The organism is Streptomyces sp. NPDC006207, assembly GCF_040613835.1.
GTDB lineage: Bacteria > Actinomycetota > Actinomycetes > Streptomycetales > Streptomycetaceae > Actinacidiphila.
The window spans coordinates 36,841-58,636 of record NZ_JBEXSX010000006.1 but is presented as its reverse complement, the minus strand read 5'-3'; the positions used below and the strand labels follow the sequence as shown (position 1 = coordinate 58,636).

At 72.6% G+C, this 21,796-nt stretch carries 21 protein-coding genes; 9 read left to right on the top strand and 12 right to left on the bottom strand.

What is annotated here, in order from left to right:
• The first annotated feature begins 50 nt into the window (after nt 1–50).
• The 3 genes from ABZ312_RS06335 (at nt 51) to ABZ312_RS06325 (ending at nt 3,386) form a co-directional block, all read left to right on the top strand.
• Nucleotides 51–2,573, top strand: a complete 2,523-nt coding sequence (locus ABZ312_RS06335; protein ID WP_500357784.1) for a Pls/PosA family non-ribosomal peptide synthetase — start codon at nt 51–53, stop codon at nt 2,571–2,573.
• 112 nt (nt 2,574–2,685) lie between these two features.
• The gene (locus ABZ312_RS06330) at nt 2,686–2,925 is read left to right on the top strand and encodes a Sec-independent protein translocase family protein (RefSeq protein WP_499510525.1); all 240 of its coding nucleotides are present in this window, start codon (nt 2,686–2,688) and stop codon (nt 2,923–2,925) included.
• A gap of 98 nt (nt 2,926–3,023) precedes the next feature.
• Nucleotides 3,024–3,386 (top strand): hypothetical protein, encoded by a 363-nt coding sequence (locus tag ABZ312_RS06325; protein WP_500325170.1) that lies wholly within the window; start codon nt 3,024–3,026, stop codon nt 3,384–3,386.
• Between the two features lie 4 nt (nt 3,387–3,390).
• Here ABZ312_RS06325 and ABZ312_RS06320 read toward each other — a convergent pair whose 3' ends face one another.
• Nucleotides 3,391–4,422, bottom strand: a complete 1,032-nt coding sequence (locus ABZ312_RS06320) for a hemolysin family protein (RefSeq protein WP_500325172.1) — start codon at nt 4,420–4,422, stop codon at nt 3,391–3,393.
• Entirely contained in the window at nt 4,419–5,720 is a 1,302-nt protein-coding gene (locus ABZ312_RS06315; protein ID WP_500436622.1) for a hemolysin family protein, read from the bottom strand. Before ABZ312_RS06315 ends, ABZ312_RS06320 begins: the two co-directional genes overlap by 4 nt.
• 423 nt (nt 5,721–6,143) lie before the next feature.
• Here ABZ312_RS06315 and ABZ312_RS06310 point away from each other — a divergent pair, with 423 nt between their 5' ends.
• Complete coding sequence (locus ABZ312_RS06310) at nt 6,144–6,986, top strand: undecaprenyl-diphosphate phosphatase (protein ID WP_500325176.1); 843 nt, start codon at nt 6,144–6,146, stop codon at nt 6,984–6,986.
• Nucleotides 6,987–7,020: 34 nt separating this feature from the next.
• Here the strand turns inward: ABZ312_RS06310 and ABZ312_RS06305 are convergent, their stop codons facing one another.
• The 4 genes from ABZ312_RS06305 to ABZ312_RS06290 all read right to left on the bottom strand — a co-directional run bounded on the left by ABZ312_RS06305 (nt 7,021) and on the right by ABZ312_RS06290 (nt 10,323).
• Nucleotides 7,021–8,226 carry a serine/threonine-protein kinase gene (locus ABZ312_RS06305; RefSeq protein ID WP_500436620.1) on the bottom strand — a complete coding sequence of 402 codons (1,206 nt, stop codon included), beginning with the start codon at nt 8,224–8,226 and terminating at the stop codon, nt 7,021–7,023.
• 102 nt (nt 8,227–8,328) lie between these two features.
• Nucleotides 8,329–9,054, bottom strand: coding sequence for a DUF2625 family protein (locus tag ABZ312_RS06300; protein ID WP_500325179.1), 726 nt, complete (start codon nt 9,052–9,054; stop codon nt 8,329–8,331).
• A 361-nt stretch (nt 9,055–9,415) separates the two neighbouring features.
• A complete protein-coding gene (locus ABZ312_RS06295; protein WP_500325181.1) occupies nt 9,416–9,907 on the bottom strand; it encodes a cupin domain-containing protein in 492 nt (163 codons plus the stop codon).
• Nucleotides 9,908–9,954: 47 nt separating this feature from the next.
• The gene (locus ABZ312_RS06290) at nt 9,955–10,323 is read right to left on the bottom strand and encodes a DUF4267 domain-containing protein (protein WP_500436619.1); all 369 of its coding nucleotides are present in this window, start codon (nt 10,321–10,323) and stop codon (nt 9,955–9,957) included.
• Between the two features lie 87 nt (nt 10,324–10,410).
• Here ABZ312_RS06290 and ABZ312_RS06285 point away from each other — a divergent pair, with 87 nt between their 5' ends.
• Entirely contained in the window at nt 10,411–10,992 is a 582-nt protein-coding gene (locus tag ABZ312_RS06285) for a TetR/AcrR family transcriptional regulator (protein WP_500436617.1), read from the top strand.
• A 44-nt stretch (nt 10,993–11,036) separates the two neighbouring features.
• Here ABZ312_RS06285 and ABZ312_RS06280 read toward each other — a convergent pair whose 3' ends face one another.
• The 4 genes from ABZ312_RS06280 to ABZ312_RS06265 all read right to left on the bottom strand — a co-directional run bounded on the left by ABZ312_RS06280 (nt 11,037) and on the right by ABZ312_RS06265 (nt 16,068).
• Nucleotides 11,037–11,777 (bottom strand): GNAT family N-acetyltransferase, encoded by a 741-nt coding sequence (locus tag ABZ312_RS06280; RefSeq protein WP_500436615.1) that lies wholly within the window; start codon nt 11,775–11,777, stop codon nt 11,037–11,039.
• Between the two features lie 150 nt (nt 11,778–11,927).
• Complete coding sequence (locus tag ABZ312_RS06275) at nt 11,928–13,382, bottom strand: glyceraldehyde-3-phosphate dehydrogenase (RefSeq protein WP_500325188.1); 1,455 nt, start codon at nt 13,380–13,382, stop codon at nt 11,928–11,930.
• Nucleotides 13,383–13,464: 82 nt separating this feature from the next.
• On the bottom strand, nt 13,465–13,923 hold the full coding sequence (locus ABZ312_RS06270) for a hypothetical protein (protein ID WP_500436613.1): 459 nt from the start codon (nt 13,921–13,923) through the stop codon (nt 13,465–13,467).
• A gap of 195 nt (nt 13,924–14,118) precedes the next feature.
• On the bottom strand, nt 14,119–16,068 hold the full coding sequence (locus ABZ312_RS06265; RefSeq protein ID WP_500357774.1) for an N-acetylmuramoyl-L-alanine amidase: 1,950 nt from the start codon (nt 16,066–16,068) through the stop codon (nt 14,119–14,121).
• A gap of 660 nt (nt 16,069–16,728) precedes the next feature.
• On the opposite strand from ABZ312_RS06265, the gene ABZ312_RS06260 reads away from it, so the two are divergent.
• From ABZ312_RS06260 to ABZ312_RS06250, 3 genes are read left to right on the top strand one after another with little or no spacing between them, the layout of a single operon-like run.
• On the top strand, nt 16,729–18,240 hold the full coding sequence (locus tag ABZ312_RS06260; protein WP_500325256.1) for a GMC family oxidoreductase: 1,512 nt from the start codon (nt 16,729–16,731) through the stop codon (nt 18,238–18,240).
• 59 nt (nt 18,241–18,299) lie between these two features.
• Nucleotides 18,300–18,974 (top strand): molybdopterin-dependent oxidoreductase, encoded by a 675-nt coding sequence (locus tag ABZ312_RS06255; RefSeq protein ID WP_500436698.1) that lies wholly within the window; start codon nt 18,300–18,302, stop codon nt 18,972–18,974.
• Nucleotides 18,916–19,608: a cytochrome b/b6 domain-containing protein gene (locus ABZ312_RS06250; RefSeq protein ID WP_500325194.1), complete on the top strand. Its 693-nt coding sequence runs from the start codon at nt 18,916–18,918 to the stop codon at nt 19,606–19,608. Before ABZ312_RS06255 ends, ABZ312_RS06250 begins: the two co-directional genes overlap by 59 nt.
• A gap of 108 nt (nt 19,609–19,716) precedes the next feature.
• Here the strand turns inward: ABZ312_RS06250 and ABZ312_RS06245 are convergent, their stop codons facing one another.
• Together ABZ312_RS06245 and ABZ312_RS06240 are read right to left on the bottom strand one after the other, a co-directional pair.
• The gene (locus ABZ312_RS06245) at nt 19,717–20,280 is read right to left on the bottom strand and encodes a CGNR zinc finger domain-containing protein (RefSeq protein WP_500325259.1); all 564 of its coding nucleotides are present in this window, start codon (nt 20,278–20,280) and stop codon (nt 19,717–19,719) included.
• Nucleotides 20,281–20,420: 140 nt separating this feature from the next.
• Nucleotides 20,421–20,894, bottom strand: a complete 474-nt coding sequence (locus tag ABZ312_RS06240; protein WP_500325196.1) for a MarR family winged helix-turn-helix transcriptional regulator — start codon at nt 20,892–20,894, stop codon at nt 20,421–20,423.
• 191 nt (nt 20,895–21,085) lie between these two features.
• Here ABZ312_RS06240 and wrbA point away from each other — a divergent pair, with 191 nt between their 5' ends.
• Entirely contained in the window at nt 21,086–21,694 is a 609-nt protein-coding gene (wrbA, locus tag ABZ312_RS06235; protein WP_500325197.1) for an NAD(P)H:quinone oxidoreductase, read from the top strand.
• Nucleotides 21,695–21,796: the final 102 nt, after the last annotated feature.

Below are 21,796 nucleotides of genomic sequence, written 5' to 3'. Positions count from 1 at the left end.
CTCGGTGCTCAGCTCGACCGGACGTGGTCCGCACCTCTCATGGAGCCGCCATGGCGGACATCCCGGTCGACGTCCTGACCCCCGATCCCGACGAGTCCTCTGCCACCGACCGCGAACGGATCCTCGCCGAGGTGCTGGCGCCGGTCGTGCAGGCCGAGCACGTCCCGCTCGACGGCAACTTCTTCACCGACCTCGGCGCGGACTCCATGGTCATGGCCCGCTTCTGCGCGCGGCTCAGGAAGCGCCAGGACGTGCCGTCCGTCTCGATCAAGGACGTCTACCGCCATCCGACCGTCAGGAGCCTGGCGGCGGCCCTCGCGCAGGCCCCGCCCCCGGCTGCCGTGCCGGCCGCCGCCTCCCCGGTGGCGGCGCCGTACGGCCCGGGCACGCCGGGGAGCCCGTCCGGTACGTCGCGTTACGTGCTGTGCGCGACGCTGCAACTGCTGTTCTTCCTCGCCTACTCCTATGCCGCGGCCCTCGTCTTCGCGGGCGGCGTGAAGTGGATCGCGGACGGTTCCGGGCTGCTCGGCACCTACCTGCGGGCGGTCGTGTTCGGGGCCGTCGTCTTCCTCGGGGTGTGCGTGCTGCCCATCGTGGCCAAGTGGGTGCTCGTCGGCCGGTGGCGCCCGCGGGAGATCCGCCTGTGGAGCCTGGCGTACGTCCGCTTCTGGTGCGCCAAGACGCTCATCCGGTCGAACCCGCTGGCGCTGTTCGCCGGGTCCCCGGTCTACTCCCTGTACCTGCGGGCGCTCGGCGCGAGGATCGGACGCCGCGTCACGATCCTCACCCGTCACGTACCGGTCTGCACCGACCTGCTCACCGTCGGCGACGGCACGGTGATCCGCAAGGACGTCTTCCTCAACTGCTACCGGGCGCAGTCCGGGGTGATCCGCACCGGGACGGTCACCCTCGGCAGGGACGTGCTGATCGGCGAGGCGACGGTGCTCGACATCGGGACCGCCATGGGCGACGGCACCCAGCTCGGGCACGCCTCCTCGCTGCACACCGGCCAGTCCGTGCCCGATGGCGAACGCTGGCACGGGTCCCCGGCCCAGCCGGCCGGGGTGGACCACCGCCGCGCCGCCGGCGCCGTCCGCTGCGGTGCCGTCCGCAGGGCCGCCTACGGGGCGACCCAGGTGCTGACGGCCCTGATCGTGTACGTCCCCCTGGCCGTCGGCGGCGCCGTCCTGGTGGTCGCCGCGGTCCCGCAGTTCGAGGCGCTGCTGCGACCCGGGCCGACGGCGCTGACGAGCTGGACGTTCTACGTCGACGCCCTGGCCGCGTCCGCGATCTTCTTCTTCGGCGCCGTCGTCGTCGGGGCCCTGCTGTCCGTGAGCGTCCCGCGCGTGCTGGGCCTCCTCGTCCGGCCGGACACGGACTACCCCCTGTTCGGCTTCCGCTACGGGGTGCACCGGGCCGTCGGCTTCCTCACCAACCGGCGCTTCCACAAGGTGCTGTTCGGCGACAGCTCGGCGATCGTCCCCTACCTGAGCCGCCTCGGCTACGACCTGGGCGACGCCGAGCAGACCGGCTCCAACTTCGGCCTCACGGTGCGGCAGGACACCCCCGGTCTGACCAGCGTCGGCAGGGGGACGATGGTCGCCGACGGGCTGTCGGTCATCAACACCGACTACACCGGCACGTCCTTCCGGACGTCACGGGTGACGATCGGCCCGCACAACTTCCTGGGCAACCACATCGCCTTCCCCGCCCGCGGCAGGACCGGTGACAACTGCCTCCTGGCCACGAAGGTGATGGTCCCGCTCGACGGGGAGGTCCGCGAAGGCGTGGGGCTGCTCGGCTCGCCGAGCTTCGAGATCCCCCGGTCCGTCCTGCGGGACAGCAGGTTCGACCATCTCAAGGACGGCGCGACCTTCCGGCGCCGCCTGGCGGCGAAGAACAAGCACAACGCCGCCACCATGGCCCTGCACCTGATGTCGCGGTGGCTGTTCTTCTTCTCGGTCGCGCTGGTGGTGTCGGTCGCCGCGGACCTCTACGGCACGCTCGGCCCGGCGGTGATCGCGCTCGCCAACGTCCTCACGGTGCTGTTCGCCGTCGCCGACATGATGCTGACCGAGCGCGCCACCGCGGGCCCGGGCGGTCTGCGGCCGCTGTACTGCTCGATCTACGAACGTCCCTTCTGGCGGCACGAACGCTACTGGAAGATCACCAACCCGACCGAGGCGATCGCGGTCCTCAACGGCACGCCCTTCAAGACCGTCGTCTGGCGGCTGCTCGGCGTCCGGATCGGCAGCCGGGTCTTCGACGACGGCTGCTACGTGCCGGAACGGTCCCTCGTGGCCATCGGCGACGAGTGCGTCCTCAACGAGGGCACCCGGATCCAGTGCCACTCGCAGGAGGACGGCACCTTCAAGTCGGACCGCACCACGCTGGGCAGCCGTTGCACCGTCGGCGTGGGCGCCCTCGTCCACTACGGCGTCACGATGGGCGACGGGGCCGTCCTCGCGCCCGACTCCTTCCTGATGAAGGGCGAGGAGGTCCCGGAGCGGGCCCACTGGGGCGGCAACCCGGCCCGGGAGCTGCGCGGCGCCGTGGCCGGCGCTCCCGGCTGAAGGCGCCCCGCGGGAAGGCTCGCGCCCCCGCTCGTCCCCACAGTCCTGTAGTTTCCACAGGGTCGTCACCACGGGCGTCCCGCGCCCCGTCCCATCGGAGGGAACCGGCACGATGTTCGGCCTCAGCGAGCTCGCCCTGCTGCTCATCGTGGTCATCGTCCTGATCGGCATCAGGAAGCTCCCCGGCCTCGTGCGCTCCGCCGGGAAGGCCACCCGCATCCTCAAGAGCGAGGCCGCGGCCATGAAAGCGGACGACGACCCGTCCGCCGACGGACCCGCCCCGCGCGTCATCCGGGCGGCCCCCGGGGACGTGACCCGCAGGACCGACGAGGTGGACGGCACGGGGCGCTGAGCCTCCGCCGGCCGTCGAGCGCGCGGCCGCGGACGCGTGCTTGACGGGCGTGCGAACATCGCCCTGTACGGACCGCCGGGTGAGGGGCAGGGGGAGCCGTGACGGGGTTCGAGATCGCGCTGGTCATCCTCGCGGGCGGTTATGTCACCGGAGGTGCCTACGACCGGCTGAGGAAAGCCGCGACCGAGCGGCGCGAGGCCCGGCAGCAGGAGCTGAACGGACCGCAGCCGGTGTGCGGTTGCGGGCACCACCTCGCCTACCACGACGCGCGCGAGGGCCTGTGCTACGCCTCCGTCCCGGCACCGTCCGGCCGCAAGGACGAGGCCGGCGACAAGGACGAGGCCGAGGACCGGCGGTGTCCGTGCCGGCGGTACGCCGGCCCGGAACCGCTGGCGACCCTGTACGCGCCGGAGATCGCCGCGCCGCCCGCGGAACGTTCCCGGCCCGACGCCGCCGGGTAGCGGCTCAGGCCGCCTCCTCGACCGCCGTGGCCGGTCCGACGAGCTCCTCGAGGACGTCCTCCATCGTGACGTAGCCGAGCAGCGTGCCGTCGTCCCCGGTGACCGCGGCGAGGTGGGTGCCCGCGGCCCGCAGGGCGGTGAGCGTGTCGTCCAGCGGGGTGGTGGGGCGGAGCCGGATGACGGGGTGGAAGGCGCCCGGGGGGAAGGGACGGTCGCGCCCGGCAGCGCCGAGGGTGTCCTTGATGTGGAGGTAACCGAGGACGCCGCCGTCGGCGCCGGTGACCGGCAGACGGGAGTAGCCGGACGCGGCGGCGGTCCGCTCCAGCTCGTCCGGGGTGACCCGCTCGCCGACGGTGACCATGCGGCCGGCCGGTACGAGGATCTCCCCCACCGGACGGCTGCCGAGCTCCAGGGCGTCGCGCAGGCGCTCGCCGCCCGTGACGTCGAGCAGGCCGGCGGCGCTGGAGTCCTGGACCAGGCGGGCCAGTTCGTCGTCGGTGAAGACGGCCGCGACCTCGTTCTTCGGCTCGACGCGCAGCAGCCGCAGCAGGGCGTTGGCGAAGGCGTTGATGCCGAAGACCACCGGGCGCAGCGCGCGGGTGACGTTCACCAGCGGCGGGCCGAGCAGCAGCGCGGCGCGCTCGGGCGCGGCGAGCGCGATATTCTTGGGCACCATCTCGCCGACCAGCATGTGCAGGTAGGTGGCCGCGGTCAGGGCGATCACGAACGAGATCGGGTGCACCAGCGCGTGCGGGACGTGCGCGGCCTCGAAGCCCGGCTCCAGCAGGTGCGCGATGGCGGGCTCCGCGACCGCGCCCAGCACCAGCGAGGAGACGGTGATGCCCAGCTGCGCGGTGGCCAGCAGGGCGGACAGGTGTTCCAGACCCCACAGCACGGTGCGGGCGCGCTTGTCGCCCCCTTGCGCGCGCGGCTCGATCTGGCTGCGCCGTACGGAGATCAGGGCGAATTCGCCGCCCACGAAGAAGGCGTTCGTCAGCAGCGTGAGGGCGCCGACGGCGAGCTGCAGCGCGGTCATCGGGCGTCCTCCGCGATGCGTGCGACACGGACCCGCTCGGCGACGTGGTGGTCGACGCTGAGCACGGTGAAGCGCCAGCCGTCGCCCTCGGCGGCGTCGCCCCGCGCGGGGATCCTGCCGAGGGTGGCGGCCAGCAGCCCGGCGACGGTCTCGTACGGGCCCTCGGACGCGGTCAGGCCGATGCCGGCGAGCTGGTCCATGCGGACGTTGCCGTCGGCCTCCCAGGACCCGTCGCCGGCGGGGGCGAGGTCGGGCCGCTGCTGGGGGTCGTGCTCGTCGCGCACGTCGCCGACGACCTCCTCCACGACGTCCTCGACGGTGACGACACCGGCCGTGCCGCCGTACTCGTCGATGACGACGGCCATGGTGCGGCGGCTGCGCATCCGGTCCAGCAGCCGGTTCACGGGCAGGCTGTCGGGCACGAGCAGCGGCGCGGTGGCCAGGGCGCTCACGGGTGTGGTGGCGCGTTCCGCGGCCGGAAGGGCCAGGACGTCACGGATGTGGACGGTGCCGATGACCTCGTCGAGGCCGTCCCTGTACACGGGGAAGCGGGACAGCCCGGTGGACAGCGAAAGGGCGGCGGCGTCGGCGGCGCTCGCGTGGGCCTCCAGCGCCCGTACGTCCACGCGCGGGGTCATGACGTTCTCCGCGGTCAGCTCGCTCAGGTGGAGCGTGCGGACGAAGAGCTCGGCGGAGTCGGGCTCCAGGACGCCCACGGCGGCGGAGTGGCGGGCCAGGGCCCGCAGCTCGTCCGGTGTGCGGGCGGAGGCCAGTTCCTCCGCCGGTTCCAGGCCGAACCGGCGCACCAGGCGGTTCGCAGCGTCGTTGAGGTGGTTGATCAACGGCGAGAAGGCCGCGGTGAAGCCGCGCTGCGGCCCGGCCACCGCCTTCGCGACGGCCAGCGGGCTGGAGATCGCCCAGTTCTTGGGCACCAGCTCGCCGATCACCATCAGCACCACGGTCGAGACGACGACACCCAGGACGGTCGCCGTCATGGACGCGGCGCCCTCGGGCAGGCCGGCGGCCTCGATCGGGCCGCTCAGCAGCGCCGCCAGGGACGGTTCGGCGAGCATGCCGATGACCAGTGAGGTCACCGTGATGCCCAGCTGCGCGCCGGACAGCTGCAGCGTCAACCGCCGCACGGCCTTGAGGGCGCCGTCCGCGCCGCGCTCACCGGCAGCGGCGGAACGTTCCAGCTCACCGCGCTCCACCGTGGTCAGGGAGAACTCCGCCGCGACGAACACCGCACAGGCCAGGGTCAGCAGCAGGGCCAGCAGCAGGAGCAGCACTTCGGTCACCGTGTCACCCCCATTTCCACGCCTCGGCGGGCCTCTCGGGGTATGACACGGTCGGTACTCGGGGGATGGTCCATCGCGGGAACCGCGGCTCCTTCTTCGTGCTCGGTACGACGGGTTTCCCCCATGGTAAAGGAAGCGCAAAGGCCACGGTCGGCGGACGGACCCCTGGTCACCGCCCGCCCTCTCCCCTCACGGCCGGCCGGAGACCGCTCGGCCATCAGGACTCTTGGGAACTTCTTTACCTGACGTGGTAGTTCTGCGGGTGGCCCGCAGGGGCCGGCGGCCGGCGGCACGGCCCGATCCACCGCGGGCCGCAGCCCGCCCGTCTGCGGCCACTGCCACCGTACGACCTCATGTCGCGCACCTCCCCGAGCGGCGCCGCCGCCGGGCCGCCGCCCCGACCATCCGCGGAGTCACCCCCCGATGTCCTGGTTCGAAGCCGCCGTCCTCGGCCTGCTGCAGGGGCTCACCGAGTTCCTGCCCGTGTCCTCCAGCGCGCACCTGCGCGTGTTCTCCGCCCTGGCCGGCTGGGAGGACCCGGGGTCCGCCTTCACGGCCGTGACGCAACTGGGCACCGAGACGGCCGTGCTGATCTACTTCCGCCGCGACATCGTCTCGATCGTCAAGGCCTGGACGACGTCCCTCTTCGTGCCCGACCGGCGCAAGGACCCGAACGCCCGCATGGGCTGGTTCGTCATCATCGGGACGATCCCCATCGCGGTCCTCGGCGCGGTGTTCCAGCACAGCATCGAGACGTCACTGCGCGATCTGCGGATCACCGGCACCGTGCTGATCCTCTTCGGGCTGGTCCTCGCCGTGGCCGACCGCAGCCGGGCGATCCGCAACGCCAAGCCCATCACCGAGCTGACGCTCCCCCACGCCCTCGGCTACGGCTTCGCCCAGTCCCTCGCCCTCATCCCCGGCGTCTCCCGCTCCGGCGGCACCATCAGCGCGGGCCTCTTCCTCGGCTACAGCCGTGAGGCAGCGGCCCGTTACTCGTTCCTGCTGGCCATCCCCGCGGTGCTCGCGTCCGGCACCCTGGAGCTGTTCAAGATCGGCGACGGCGCCGCCCCCGCCTGGGGGCCGACGCTGCTCGCCACCGGGATCGCCTTCGTCGTGGGCTACGCGGCCATCGCCTGGTTCCTCAAGTACGTCTCCACGCACAGCTTCACGCCGTTCGTGGTCTACCGCGTGCTCCTCGGCGTACTGATCATCGGACTGGTCGCCGCCGGTGCGGTCGCACCGGGCGCGGGAGGCGTGGGCTGACCGGCCCGCCCGGTCCGCCGCCCCGTCCCCCGGCTCAGTCCTCGTCGTCCGAGTCGTCGTCGCCCTGGTCGTCGTCCTGGCCGGCGGACGGTGCGCCGGCGCCGGGCGCGGGCCCGGTCCCCTGGGTCGGCGTCGCGCTGGGACCGGTGGTGGGGGTCTTCGCGGAGCTGCTTTCCGGTGAGAACAGGAGCATGCCGAGGAGCACCGCCACCGCGAAGGCCACCGCCCCGGCGATGGCGCTCGCGACGCGGGGCCGGTAGCGGATGAACTCGCCGGGGCTGCGTCGCTGCGCCGGAGCCGCCCGCCGCCTCGACGCCGGCCCCGGCCGCGCGGAGCGTGTCGCCGTCGGCCGCACCTGCGGCGCGGTACCGGCCTCGTGGCCCGCGACGTTCGGGGCGCCGTGCGACGGCACGGTGGCGGGCAGGGACGCCGGGTGCGCGCGCCACGCGTCGGTGCGGAACCAGTCGGCCACGTCCTGGGCCGAGGGCCGGTCCTCCGGCTGCTTGGCGAGGAGCCCGAGCAGGTACCCCTCGAAGGCGGCGGGCAGATCGGCGCCGAGCTGGGAGGGCGGCACGGGGGCGCTGTCGATGTGCTGGTAGAGCAGGGCCGTGGCGCTGTCGCCCTGGAACGGCGTACGGCCCGTCAGCAGCTGGTACAGGACGCACCCGAGCGCGTAGACGTCGGAGGCCGGCCCCGCGGTCCGGCCCAGTGCCCGCTCGGGGGCGAGGTAGAGGCTGGTGCCGACGATCTGTCCGGTCATGGTGAGCGCGGCGGCCGGATCGTCGACGAACCGGGCGATCCCGAAGTCACCGATCTTGAGCGATCCGGCGGCGTCGAGCATCAGGTTGCCGGGCTTGATGTCGCGGTGGACGATGCCCTGCTGGTGGGCGGCCGCCAGGCCCGCGGCCGCCTGCGCGGCGACGACCGCGACGTGATCGGCGCCGAGCACGTGCCCTGCCTCCAGCAGCTGGCCCAGGCTGTCGCCCTCGACCAGTTCCATGACGAGGAAGAACCGCCCGTCCCAGGAACCGAAGTCGAAGACCGCCACGACGTGCGGGTGACCCAGGCGCGCCGCCGTCTGCGCCTCCAGCCGGAACCGCGCGGCCGCCGAGGCGTCGGAACCGTCGCCCAGCAGGAGCTTCACGGCGACGGGACGTCCCAGCACCTCGTCGGTCGCCCGCCACACCTCGCCCATGCCACCGCGGCCGATGGGCGCGTCCAAGCGATACCGATCCGCCACCAGCACGTCGTACGACCTCGATCCCGCGAGCCAAACCAGACCTTGCTTAAGGTACTTCACCCGCGCACCCGCGGTGACCTGCGGCCGCAACCGCCGGGGGACTCACACCTCGCCGAGGAACCCCGGGTCCGCCGGGCCCGTCCGCCGGGCGAAGTCGGCGGCGAACGCGAGGACTTGGCTCATCGGAACCGCCTGCCGGGTGGTCGCCGCGAGATCGGCGTGGGCCTCCTCGGACCACAGGAACGGGTACACCGCGATCCCCTGCGAGGGCGTGAGGGCAGTTGCCTCCTCGCGCCAGCCCGGCCAGCGCAGCCCGTCGTAGAACGTCTCCAGCCGTCCCGACAGCAGCCAGGCGACCCAACCGGAGTAGTCCATCTCCATCGCCTCCCAGGCGAGGGTGTCGGGCGCGAAGTAGGTCATCTGGCCCGGCATTCCCGGCCGGCCCACGGCCGCGGGAGCATGGCCGTTGAGCGCGAAGACCCCGCCCACCGCGTCGTGGCCGACGACGAGACCGGTGCCGGGATGCCAGGCCGGGTCGAGGACCGCCGGGAAGCGGTTGACCTGCCCCAGGCTCGGCAGGCCTCCGCCGGCGGCCGGGCCGCCGCCGAACACCCGTACCCACCCGTCGTCCAGCAGCACCCCGCCGGTGTTCAGCACCAGGGCACCCAGCGCCGAACGCGCGGTGACCTGCAACTGCAGCAGGCACCGCATCCCTTCGGCACGATCGCCGGGCAGCACCCGGGCGGCCACGGGGCCACCGGTGAGCCCGGCCTCCAGCTCCGGCCACGCCGGGGTGTCCACGTCGGTCAATTCGTCGATCTGCCGCACCCGAGGATGATCGCAGCCCGATGCCCGCCCGCCGGGGGCGGGGTGGGTGCGGTGCCGCGGAACCTCAGGTCACCTCAGACCGGTTGCGCGTCGAGACCGCCGCACGGCAGGCGAGTCGGTCGAGGGGTCGCTTCCGGCCCATCGGGAGGAGGGAAGGTGAACACGGTCCTCGCATGGCGGCACCTGCTCGGAGGCGTCCTCCTCCTCGCCGGCGTCGTCACGGCGGCGCACGGCTTCGGCACCTCGCAGGCCGGTGGCGCGGGCGGAACGGTCGTGGTCACCGTGGTCCTGGCGGGCTGCGGTGCCCGCCTCGTCCGTACCGCGGCCCCCGGCCGGCGCCGAGCCGGACCGGCGCCCCGGCTCAGCGCCGGTCGTCCCAGGCCGCGTTGCGCAGGAAGTAGGTGTCGTACCGTTCCTGCACCTCCAGCAGGCTCTCCGGGGTGACCTCGCCCAGGGCGATGCGCTGCAAGTGGCGGAAGTACTCGAAGCGTTCGACGCCCGGGGTGATGACGATGAGCATGTCGGCGTCGCACCCGGGCGCCGCGGCGAAGGCGTGCGGGCGGCCGGGCGGGACGACGACCAGGTCGCCGGCGCCTGCGGTGACGACCTCGTCCCCGGACAGGAACCGGGCCTCGCCGTCGAGCATGTAGAACATCTCGGCCGACCGGTCGTGCCGGTGCGGGCGGGCGCCGTCGGCGCCCCCGGTCAGGGTCACGCGCTGGGTGGAGAGCGCGCCTCCCGTCGCACTGCTGTCGGCCAGCAGCCGGACGGTGGTGGGGGCGCGGCCGATGACCTCGGCCTCGGTGGAGCGGACGATCACGGAGGCGTCGAAGTCGGGCACGATCAATGACATGGCGAACTCCTTGTCCGGGTGGTGACGGGTCTTCGGGAACTGCCGGGTCACACGGCGAAGAGCAGGGCGGCGCTGACGAGGACGACGACCGCGGTGGCGAAGTGGATGCCGAAGGCCACCGCCTTGGTGCCTCCGTGCCGCAGGACCACCAAGGTGTCGCCGAGCGGGACGAGCGCCACGACCAGCATGAACCAGGCCTCCGCGCGGGCACCGGCGAAGGCGAGCAGGGCCAGGCCCATCACCCCGAAGGTGGTGTCCCGCAGGCCCTTGACGGTGAGGTAGGCGGCGGTCCCGTCCCCGTCGGCGGGCACGCCGTAGCCGGCGGCCGCGGGGCGGGGCTGGAGCAGGAACCGGACTCCGATGAAGAGCACCAGGAGGTCGAGCACGACGGCCAGGGTGTACACGGTGGTGGTCACGTCCACATCTCCTTGCTAGCAGCGCTAGGGACAAGAGCGAAGCTAGCAGAGCGTCGACAGAAGGTCTAGCAGTGCTAGAATTTTTGCATGACGATCCGGACGCGCCGGGAGCGCGAGCGAGCCGAGCGCGAGCAGCTGATCATCACGGCCGCGCGGGAACTGGCCGAGGCCGAGGGCTGGGACGCCGTCACCACGCGGCGGCTGGCCGCCGAGATCGAGTACAGCCAGCCCGTCCTGTACAGCCACTTCAAGGGCAAGGACGCGATCATGGCCGCCGTAGCGGTGCAGGGGTTCGCGGAGCTGGCCGCCGAACTGCGGGAGGCGCGCACCGCGGTGGCGGGTCCGCGGGAGACCCTCGCCGCGGTGGGCGAGGCGTACACCGCGTTCGCGCGGCGGCGGCCGGCCCTCTACGACGCGATGTTCACCCACCACGTCGGCCTGCCGTTCGCCACGCCCGAGGCCCCGGCGGCCCTGCGCGAGGCGTTCGGCGAACTGCTGCGGGCCGTGGAGCCGGTCGCGGGCGCCGGCGACGCGCCGGACCTCCTCACCGAGACGTACTGGGCGTCCCTGCACGGCCTGGTCACCCTCATGCGCAGCGGCCGGCTGCCGGAAGGGGCGTACGAGCGCCGCCTCACCCTGCTGAACGGGCGCTTCACTAACGGCGGTTGAAGCACGGCGGCGGCACACGCCGCACCCCCACCGCCCGGCACCGCTCAGGGGACGAGGACGGTGAGCGAGGTGGCGGTGACGGCGAACCCGAGCTGCTCGTACCGCCGGCGAGCGGGATTGCCGTCGCTCACCGCCAGGGCGATCCTCGGGAGACCGCCGGCCGCCGCGTCCGCCAGCGCCCGGCGCAGCAGCCGGGAACCGAGGCCGGCGTGGCGGGGGTCCCGCTGCCGGAAGACCGTCGCGACCCACGGGAGGCCGTCCCGGTCCGTCACCACGACCCCCGCGACGACGTGGCCGTCGCCGTCGACGGCCAGGGTGCTGCACGGCAGGACCGGCCCGAGCACGGCGCCCGACAGCACCGGAGCCAGCTGGGCTTCGAGGGCCTCCTCGTCACTTCCTTGATGGTGGTCGGGATGGCCCGGCCCGAAGGCGGCACGCCACGCGGGGAACAGCTCGTGTGCCTCCCGGTCGCAGGGTACGGCGCGCAGTCCGTCCGGCAGGGGCGCCGGGGCCCACTCGCGCGGCGGGGGGTCGGCGACGAGGTCGCGCTCCATCGTGTGCGCGTGCCGGAGGACCCGGGCACCGTGCCGGACGAGCTGCTCCCCGAGTTCGACGGAACCCGACACGGCCCACCCCGGCATGCCCGCGAGCACGGCCGGTACGGGGTCCGGTCCCACCGCCTCCGCGAGGTCGGCCCACGGCCGGCCGTCCCGGACCCCCTCGACGTACGTCAGTTCCGGCAGTCCCCCCGGGCCGCGCAGGACCAGGCGCTCTTCTTCGTGCACGGCCACTCAGTACCCGCCCACCGGCATCGGCATCGCTCTCATGCGGCCCATGCTGCGGGCCGCCCGCCGGTGCGGGCAACCGGTTTCCGGCCGGGGGACGCCCTGCCGCACCGGCGCACCCACGCACCGGTGCGTCGGTGCGCCGGACCCTCAGGCCTGCGGGGCCGGGTAGGTCGGGTACTCGACCTCGGACACGTGCTGCACGACACGGATGACCTGGCACGAGTAGCCGAACTCGTTGTCGTACCAGAGGTAGAGGATGGCGTTGTCGCCGTCGACCTTGGTGGCGCCGGCGTCGACGATCGAGGCGTGCCGCGAGCCGATGAAGTCGCTGGAGACGGCGTCGGGGGCGCTGATGTAGTCGATCTGGCGCTTGAGCGGCGAGGTCAGCGACACCTCGCGGAGGTGGTCGAGGACCTCCTCACGGGTGGTCTCCCTGGCGAGCTGCAGGCTGAGGATCGCGATCGAGACGTCCGGCACCGGCACGCGGATGGAGCTGCCGGTGATCCTGGCCTTGAGGTCGGGCAGCGCCTTGGCGACGGCCGAGGCGGCACCGGTCTCGGTGATGACCATGTTGAGCGGCGCCGAACGGCCGCGGCGGTCGGAGCTGTGGTAGTTGTCCAGCAGGTTCTGGTCGTTGGTGAACGAGTGGACCGTCTCGACGTGGCCGCGCAGGACGCCGTACTCGTCCGCCATCGCTTTCAGCGGGGGCACGATCGCGTTGGTGGTGCAGGAGGCGCAGGACAGGATCCGCTCGTCCGGCTTGATCATGTCGTGGTTGACGCCGTGGACGACGTTGGGGACGTCGCCCTTGCCCGGCGCGGTCAGGACGACCTTGTCGACGCCGGGGCGCAGGTGCTGCGAAAGGCCTTCGCGGTCACGCCACTTGCCGGTGTTGTCGATGAGGATGGCGTCCTTGATGCCGTACGCGGTGTAGTCCAGCGACGTCGGGTCGTCGGCGTGGATCACCTTGATGGCGTTGCCGTTGGCGACGATCGTGCTGTTCGCCTCGTCGACGGTGATCGTGCCCTGGAACTGGCCGTGGATGGAGTCGCGGCGCAGCAGCGAGGCGCGCTTGACGAGGTCTTCGCCGGCCCGTCCGGCCCCCTTGCGGACGACGATGGCGCGCAGCCGCAGGCCGTTGCCGGAACCGGCCTTCTCGATCAGCAGCCGGGCGAGGAGGCGGCCGATGCGGCCGAAGCCGTAGAGGACGACGTCGCGCGGCTCACGCCGCTCGATCTTGTTGGCACCCGTGGCGCCCGCGACGGCCGCCGCGGTGAACTCGGCCACCGACAGCCCGCGGTCGTCGGCCCGGTACGTCGCGGCGAGCATGCCGAGGTCGATCTGGGACGGGCCGAGGTCGAGCGTGGTGAGTGCGTGCAGGAACGGCAGCGTCTCGGTGACCGAGAGCTCCTCGCCGGCGATCTGCCGGACGAAGCGGTGGGCCTTGAGGATGCTGATCACCGACTTGTTCACCAAGGAGCGGCTGTGCAGCAGGACGGTCACGTCCCGCTCCCTGTGCAGCTTCCCGATGATCGGAATCATCGATTCCGCGATCTCCTCGCGGTGCTTCCAGTCGGTGAACGAGTCCTCGTTGACAGTCACAGGCTTATCTTTCGAGCTAGGCGGTGCTCATATGTTAACCACACCGCCATCTCGCTCTTGCCGCGGGTCCCACCGGGTGACGTCAGGAGACGGCGACGACCCCCACCGCCGCCGAGCCGGTCTTCGCGCGCAGGAGGACGTCGTAGAGGTACCGGTCACCGTCGCGCGGCGCCACGACCGCCCGCGCCCCGGTCGGCAGCGCCCGGGACACGGCCTCGTGCCGCTCCCCCGGCGCCGACCCGCTGACCGCCACGAGCCGCACCGAGGTGCTGCCGATGTTCTCGAACGTCACGGAACGGGTCCGGGGACAGGGGCCGTCGTGCTCACCGGTGCAGTGGAAGCGGACGTCGCCGAGGTCCACCAGCCCGCACGAGACGTCGGTGGCGAAGGCGAAGTGCGAGGAGCAGACGGCCCCCACCCGCAGGTCCTCCGCGGGGGCCTCGGCGGCCGTGCCACCGGGGCGGGGCGCGTCCGCGCAGGAGACGGCGGACACACCGAGTGCGGCGGTGGCGAGTGCTGCGGGCAGGAGTGCTGTGCGCACCTGTGGCTCCAGAAGTGGTGCAGTCGGTGAGTCCCGCTCACCGGGGTGCCGCTCCACGCCGGACCGGCGCGGGCGAAGGACGGGAAAGGGCAGGACAGGGGGCCCCGAACAGGGGGCCCGGATGCGGGTGGGGCCCGGAAGCCGTGGCTCACGGGCCCCACCCTCAGCGCGTCGGAACGGGCGCCGGCGACCGGATCAGCGGTCGTTGTGCGCGGGACGCTCCGTGGCGATGACGTCGCCCGCGTACACCAGCGCGGTGCGGTGGTTGTACTGGATGGTGTACATCTTCTTGGCGCCGAAGACGACCTTGCCGTCGTTCTTGAAGTAGTCGTCGGTCAGGGCGGGCGGCGCGGTGGCGACGTACGCCTGGCCGGACGGGATGCTGTACATGCTCAGCGGGGCCTGCGAGGAGGCGCCATACCCGGCCGGGTACTCCGAGGCGTCCGGGTAGCTGGTGCCGTACACCTTGCCGGGCGGCGTGGCGGGCGTCACGCCGGCCTTGATGAGGGTGTAACCGCCGTGCGCCGGAACGGTGTTGGCGCAGTGCGGGTTGTAGAACCACACCTTCGCGCCGCTGAACCAGATCGCGGTCCAGGCGCCCTCCTTGCCGGCGACGACGAACTGCTGGCCGGCCTGCACGGTGTTGCCCCAGTCGTTGATCCGGTCGGTGCCGGCGGCACCGGAGTGGATCGCCGGGTCCCCGAAGAGGGGCGCGGTGCTGCTGGGGGCGGTGCGCACGAACAGGGTGTTGGCCGCCTGCGTCACCTTGGTGCACTCGGGGGTGGCACCGGTCGGGTCCTCGGACGGGCAGATCTCGGCGGTCTGCTGGTTCCGCTCGAAGCCGGGGGCGATGGTCACCACCGAGCCGATGTCACCGACCCCGTGCTCGCCCGTGACGGGCGCGCCGAGCAGGGCCATGAAGTGCTCCCAGTCCCAGGCGGTGCCCGGGTCCCAGTGCATGCCCGCGACGTAGGACGACGCAGGGCCGACAACGTTGTCGTGGCCCAGGATGTGCTGCCGGTCGAGCGGGATGTCGAAGCGCTCGGCCAGGTACTTCACCAGCTCCGCCGTGGCCTCGTACTGCGCCTCGGTGTACCAGTCGGCCCCGTGCGCCGCGTAGCCCTCGTGCTCGATGCCGATGGAGTGCATGTTGGTGGAGTAGTTGCCCGCGTGGAAGGCGATGTCCTTCGTGGGCATCATCTGCGTCACCGCACCGTCCGACGACCGCATCACATAGTGCGAGGCGGTCGTGCTGCCCGGGGCCTGGAAGGTGGCGATCGCCGACTCGTACGAGCCCTCGGTGTCGTGGATGACGATGGTGTCGATGCGGACCCCGTTGGCGGGCCGGCTGGAGACCTGGCCGTTGGTCGACGCCGCCGGCACGAAGGTGCAGTCCACGGTGGCGGGGCACTCGACGTCGGCGGTCGCCGCGGCCTTCAGGTGCAGCTTCGCCAACTGGCTCGTGGCGGGCTTGACCTGCGGCGCGGCGGCGAGGCTGACCCGCTGCCCGTCCGTCGTGGTACGGCCGGCGCCCTTGGCCAGGGTGGCGAAGACACGGTTCGCGAACGCCTTGGCACCCTGCGCTTGCGAGGCCTGGCTGTAACGGGCCACGGCTCCGTACCAGTCGCCGGGTTCGGCGGAGGCGGTTCCGGCCGTGGCCTGCTGGTACGACGCGAGGAGCGCCGCGCCGCCGCGGATGTTGGCCGCCGGATCGTTCCTCAGCTCCCGCGCCGACAGGCCGGTGAGCTTCGCCGCGGCCTGGAGGGTGTGCAGGGCCGGGTCGGCGACGAAGGACGCGAGGTCGCTGCGGCCGGCCGCTCCGGCGTCACCACCGGCCACCATCTCCGCCGTCACGTCGGTGAGGTGCATCGGACCGTAGCCGCCGCTCGCGCTGTGCGCGCCCGCGTGCCCGTCCCACGCCGACTCCTGGTACGCCACGGCCAGCAGCACCTGCTCCGGCACGTGGTACTCCTCGGCCGCCGCGGCGAAGTCGCGCTGCCGGGCGGTCTCCGCCGGCGCCGCACCGGTGGCCTGCGCCGTCAACGGCACGGCCACCGAACCCGCGATCACCAGCGCGCCGACCGCGGCCAGCAGACCGGGCCTGCGCCGCCTGGCGTGCCGGCGTATGGATGTTTCTGATGTCATGAACGATCCCAAATCTTGAACGTGTGAGGCCAATTCCCCTGGCCGGACGTCGATGTGACGCTCCATCGGCCCGTGGAAGGCTCGCGGATTCTACCCACGCCGAATCCCCGGAATTGAGGCACCGTCACTATCGAGCCACCGTCGCGCGGTTCGCCGGCGGCGGGCCGGATCCTCCGGACGGCGAGCGGGAAGAGCGCGGGGGTCCATCAGCCGAATTCCCGGCATCCGCCGCAACTCCCGCACCCGCGAGGGGGAACCGGGAGGCGTGAGGGGCGGGGACCGCATCGGCGGCCGAACTCGGCCGGTGCATCGCAGTCGCACGACCTCCCGGTGCGTCACCGCCCCGACGGTGGAAGCTCACGAAGATCCCTCTTCTTGTCCGGACGGGCGTGCACGCGAGAGCCGCAGACCCCGGGCCAATAGCTTGCTGCGTCAAGGAGTAGATCAGGAAAGTGCTGCACCATGCAAGTAACTGCGACGCATAATGGCGTCAATCGGTTCATTCACGACGCCGCGTCTCACCATGCGACCCTGGACGCCCTCACTCGTCACCGCCTTGACAGGTGACTTTTTTCTGTGCGAAAGTCATCACCACTTCAATAGGTGATCAGATCGGTCATCGCGTCCCCGGAACCGAGGAGAGGCCGCGTGAGCCAGGCTGTGGATTACGACTACGTCGTGGTGGGCGCGGGAACGGCCGGCAGTGTGCTGGCTTCGCGCCTGTCCGAGGACGGCGGCGCCCGCGTCCTCCTGCTGGAGGCGGGCGGCCCCGACGTGCCGGAGGCGATGCCGGTTCCCCCCGCGTGGCCGCGGTTGCTGGGCACGTCGTCCGACTGGGGCGACCGCACGACCGAGCAGGCCGCCACCGGCACGTCCGTGGCGCTCGCCCGGGGCAGGGGCCTCGGCGGGTCGTCGGCGATCAACGCCATGGTCTTCACCCGCGGGCACCGCAGCGCCTATGACGCGTGGGCCGCCGGCGGCGCGAAGGGCTGGGGCTTCGACGCCCTCCTGCCGTACCTCATGCGCAGCGAGCGCGCGGAGGGCCGCGACCCCCGCACGCGCGGGCAGCACGGACCGCTGGCCGTGGCCCCCGCCCGCGAGCCGAACCCGGTGCTGGAGGCCTGTCTGGAAGCGGCCGCGGAAGCGGGCCACCGCAGGGCGGCCGACATCAGCTCCGGGCTGGAGGAGGGATTCGGCTGGCCTGACCTGAACATCGTCGACGGCCGGCGTCAGAGCGCCGCCGACGCCTACCTCACCCCCGCGTCGGGACGGGCCGGCCTGCGCGTGGTGACCGGTGCGCTCGTCCACCGCGTCCTGCTGGACGGCGACCGCTGCACCGGGGTGGCGTACACCGCCGGAGGAGAAGAGGTCACCGCCCGCGCCACCCGTGAGGTGATCCTCACGGCCGGCGCCATCGGCACCCCGCACCTGCTCATGCTCTCGGGCATCGGCCCCGGCCGGCACCTGCGGGAGACCGGCGTCGAGGTCGTCCACGACCTGCCCGGCGTCGGGAGCGGCCTGCAGGACCATGTGATGGCCGGTCTGGTCTACTCCGCCGCCCGCCCGGTCCCCGCCGCGCGGAACAACCACGGGGAGGCACTGGGCCTGCTGCGCAGCACGCCCTCCGCCGACGCCCCCGACCTGCAGATCATCTTCGTCGACGTCCCGAGCCATGCGCCCGCCCTCGCGGGGCCGCGCGAGGGCTACACGATCCGCGTCTCGCTGATGCGCCCGCACAGCCGCGGCACGGTGCGGCTCGCCTCATCCGCGCCCGGGACCGCCCCCCTGATCGACCCGGACTACTACGCCGACCCCCGTGACCTGCGGACCATGGTCGCCGGCATCCGCGCGGCCCGTGAGATCGGCCGGGCCAGGGCGCTCGACGGCTGGCGCGGCGAGGAGGTGCTGCCCGGCGTGGACGTCGACGACGACGCGGCGGTCGCCGCCTACCTCCGCAGGGGCCTGGCGTCCTACTTCCACCCGGTCGGCACGTGCAGGCTCGGCACCGACGAGGGCGCCGTGGTGGACGAGGAGCTCAGGGTCCGCGGCATCGACGGGCTGCGCGTCGCCGACGCCTCGGTGATGCCGTCGATCGTCTCGGGGAACACCAACGCGACGGTCTACGCCATCGCCGAGCGGGCCGCCGAGTTCGTCTCCCGGAAGGGGGCGTGATGACCGCGGCCGACCACGAGAAGCAGCCGGAGCGCGGGGCCCCCGTGGCGCGCCGCACCATGCTCGGCATGCTCGGCGCCGGCGTCGCCGGCGTCGCCGCCGCACCCTGGCTGCAGCGCGGCTGGGAGAACTTCCTCGGCGCGGCCTCCCAGGCCGACCCCACCGGGCTCACCGGGGTGCTCCCCAACCCGGGCGGCTTCCGCTACTACAGCGTCGTCGGCTCGGTGCCCCGCAAGGACGAGCGGACCTACCGGCTGAAGGTCAACGGTCTCGTCGACCGTCCGCGGACGTACACCCTCGACGACCTCCGCGCGCTCCCGCAGCAGCGGATCGTGCGCGACGTGCAGTGCACCGACGGCTGGCGGGTGGCGGACACCCCCTTCGAGGGCGTGCCGCTGTCGGACCTCCTGGACGCGGCAGGGGTGCGCCCGGAGGGCAAGGCGATCCACTTCACGTGCTTCGACGGCGTCTACACCGAGAGCCTGACCCTCACCCAGGCGCGCCGCCCCGACATGCTGGTCGCCCTGAAGATGCAGGACAAGCCCGTCAGCCACGAGCACGGCGGCCCCGTCCGGCTCTACGCCGCGCCGATGTACTTCTACAAGTCGGCCAAGTGGCTGTCCGGAATCACCGTGACCGACAAGGTCATCCCCGGCTACTGGGAGGAGTACGGCTATGACGTCGACGGCTGGCTCGACGGCGCCGACCAGCGCGGCGACGCGCAGGCCGCCTGAACGCTCCGGGCGCGTACTGCGGTTCACCAGGGCCGAGCGCTGGGTGCATCGCGGCACCGGTCTGCTGATGCTGGTGTGCCTGGTGACCGCGGCCTGCCTCTACCTGGGGCCGCTGGCCCAGCTCGTCGGCCGCCGCCACCTGCTCGCGACGGTCCACGAATGGTCGGGGATCCTGCTGCCGCTGCCCTTCCTGCTCGGACTCGCCTCCCCCGCCTTCCGCGCGGACCTGCGCAGGCTGAACCGCTTCGCCCCGTACGACAAGCGCTGGCTGCGGGCCGCGCGCCGGCGGCTGACCTCGCCGGACATGCGTCCCGCCGGCAAGTTCAACGCCGGTCAGAAGCTCTACGCTGGCTGGCTCGCCGGGGTCGTGCTGGTCATGACGGCCACGGGGCTGCTGATGTGGTTCACGGGCCTGCTGCCGGCGGTCTCCCGCACCAGCGCGATCTTCGTGCACGACCTCCTGGCCTGGGCCATCGCCCTGGTGCTGATCGGGCACATCCGCAAGGCGTTCCAGGACCCCGAGGCGCGGCTCGGGATGCGCACCGGGTACGTCTCCCTGGGCTGGGCGCGGCGATGGCACGCCCACTGGCTGGACGAGGACCGCCCGGCGGCCGAGGACACGCCGGAGCGCTGAACGTCGCCGCGCCGCACCCACGCAACGCCCGGGTGGCCGGGCCCCGTTCTGCGGGGCCCGGCCACCCGGGCGTATCGACGGGCACTCGCTCCCCCGCGCGGCGGTGTGCTACGCGGACACGGCCGTCCGCGGCGTGGCCGCCTTCTTTCGCGCGCGGTACGCCGCCGCCTTCACACGGTTGCCACAGGGGTCCATGGCGCACCACTCGCGACGGCTGCCGTGCGAGCGGTCGAGGTAGATCTGCGTGCACTCCGGCCTGCTGCACTCCTTGACCAGCTCCGCGTCCGGGCCGCTGAGGAGCCGCACGGCCTCCCGGGCCAGCGACGACAGGGCCTGCTGCGGCGTCGCCTCGACCCTGCGCCCGTCCCTGGTGAGCTGCGGGACGGCGGACGGCCTGCGTGCCGCCGCGTTGAGGAGCGCGAGCGCGTCGGTGTCGTAGTCCTCCTTGTTCAGCGCGGACCTGACGAGCGAGAAGACCGCCTCCCGCAGGGAGACCGCCTCCGCCACGTCGGACGGCTGCGAGAGGACGTCCCCGTCGACGAGCCCCGACTCGCGGAACCAGGCGTCGAGGCTCTCGGGCGTGGTGAGCATCTCCTGGGGCTCCGGGTTGCGACGGCGCCTCAGGGTTCCCACGAAGTCCAGCACGGGCATGCCGCACTTGAACACATGCATCATGTCACCATTTTGACAGGTGACGAACAAGAGGGCAAGGCACCGGCCCGACGGCGGCACACCCATTCTGCCCACTGCGGCCCGCCGGCGTGCCGGCGTGCCGGCCTCGACGGCGAACAGGCGGAGGTCTCAGGCCGGGGTCAGGCGGAGGCGCCCTGGTCGGTCGCCACCCGGCCCAGCGCGATGGTCAGCGCGGCGAGGTCCTGGTCGGCGAAGGGTTCGACGAGGTGGCGTCGCACGCTGGCGAGGTGCGTCGGCCAGGCCTGCTCCAGGCGCTCGAGCCCGGCGTCCGTCAGCACGGCGTTCCAACCACGGCCGTCCTCGGCGCACTTGACGCGTTCCACCCAGCCGTGCTTCTCGAGCCGGATGACGACGCGGGTCATCCCGCTCAGGGAGAGGCTGCAGGCGGCGGCGAGTTCGCTCATCCGCATCGCGCGCCCCGGGGTCTCGGACAGGTGCCTCAGCGGCGTGTACTCGGAGAGCGGCAGCCCCGCCCCCTCGACCATGTCGGCGTCGACGGCACGCGGGAGCTCCAGGAGCACCCGGCCCAGCGCGCGCACGAAAGCCTCCTCCCTCGCGCTGAGGGGCTGCAACTGCTGCTTCGTGGACGCCATCCCCCCACTTTAGCTTCTTGACGGGTCAATGAGGCCTCAATGATCGGCACTCCGGCGAGAACCGGTGCGAGCACATGCCTTTGACAGTTGTCGACCGGTCGTCTAGCTTCAAATAGGCGACCGGTCAGTTAGTTCCTCCGGTCCGCCCATCCCCCCATCGCACAGCAACGAAAAGAACCGGAGAGCCTCCTGTGGCCACCCCCGTCAAGCTCGCCATCGTCTACTACTCGTCGACCGGCACCATCACCGAGATCGCCAGGGAACTGCACGACGCCGCCGTCAAGGCCGGCGCCGAGGTGCGCCTGGTGAAGACGGCCGAACTCGCCCCCCAGGCCGCCATCGAGAGCAACCCGGCCTGGGCCGCCCACCACGCGGCGAACACGCACGTCCCGCACGCCACGCCCGAGGACGTCGAGTGGGCCGACGCCGTGATCTTCGGCACCCCCACCCGCTTCGGCAACGTCTCGGCGCAGCTCAAGCAGTTCATCGACACGCTCGGCGGGCTGTGGGCCGAGGGCAAGCTGATCGACAAGGTCTACAGCGCCTTCGTCTCCAGCGCCACCGCGCACGCGGGCCAGGAGGCCACGCTGCTGGCCCTCTACACCTCGATCCACCACTTCGGCGGCATCACCGTCACCCCGGGCTTCACCCAGCCCTCCAAGTTCGTCGACGGCAACCCCTACGGCACCTCCCACGTGGACGGCCAGGGCAACAACCCCGTGGACGAGGTCACCCGCACCGCCGCCCGGGTCCAGGCCGAGCGCGTCGTGCGCGTCGCCGCGCAGCTCAAGGCGGCCTGACCCCTCCCGGCACCCCGCCGGCAGCGGCGCCGCGCGGCAGGCCCCCTCACCGGGGGAACCGCGCGGCGCCGCTCCCCACATCCTCACCGAACCCACGAACAG

Bases quoted from the DNA above. Each gene is read 5' to 3' on its own strand.
- ABZ312_RS06245 (WP_500325259.1), bottom strand. From the start codon at position 20,280: ATGCATGTGTTCAAGTGCGGCATGCCCGTGCTGGACTTCGTGGGAACC.
- ABZ312_RS06240 (WP_500325196.1), bottom strand. From the start codon at position 20,894: ATGGCGTCCACGAAGCAGCAGTTGCAGCCCCTCAGCGCGAGGGAGGAG.
- ABZ312_RS06310 (WP_500325176.1), top strand. From the start codon at position 6,144: ATGTCCTGGTTCGAAGCCGCCGTCCTCGGCCTGCTGCAGGGGCTCACC.
- ABZ312_RS06265 (WP_500357774.1), bottom strand. From the start codon at position 16,068: ATGACATCAGAAACATCCATACGCCGGCACGCCAGGCGGCGCAGGCCC.
- ABZ312_RS06285 (WP_500436617.1), top strand. From the start codon at position 10,411: ATGACGATCCGGACGCGCCGGGAGCGCGAGCGAGCCGAGCGCGAGCAG.
- ABZ312_RS06295 (WP_500325181.1), bottom strand. From the start codon at position 9,907: ATGTCATTGATCGTGCCCGACTTCGACGCCTCCGTGATCGTCCGCTCC.
- ABZ312_RS06320 (WP_500325172.1), bottom strand. From the start codon at position 4,422: ATGACCGCGCTGCAGCTCGCCGTCGGCGCCCTCACGCTGCTGACGAAC.
- ABZ312_RS06330 (WP_499510525.1), top strand. From the start codon at position 2,686: ATGTTCGGCCTCAGCGAGCTCGCCCTGCTGCTCATCGTGGTCATCGTC.
- ABZ312_RS06335 (WP_500357784.1), top strand. From the start codon at position 51: ATGGCGGACATCCCGGTCGACGTCCTGACCCCCGATCCCGACGAGTCC.
- ABZ312_RS06255 (WP_500436698.1), top strand. From the start codon at position 18,300: ATGCTCGGCATGCTCGGCGCCGGCGTCGCCGGCGTCGCCGCCGCACCC.
- ABZ312_RS06250 (WP_500325194.1), top strand. From the start codon at position 18,916: ATGACGTCGACGGCTGGCTCGACGGCGCCGACCAGCGCGGCGACGCGC.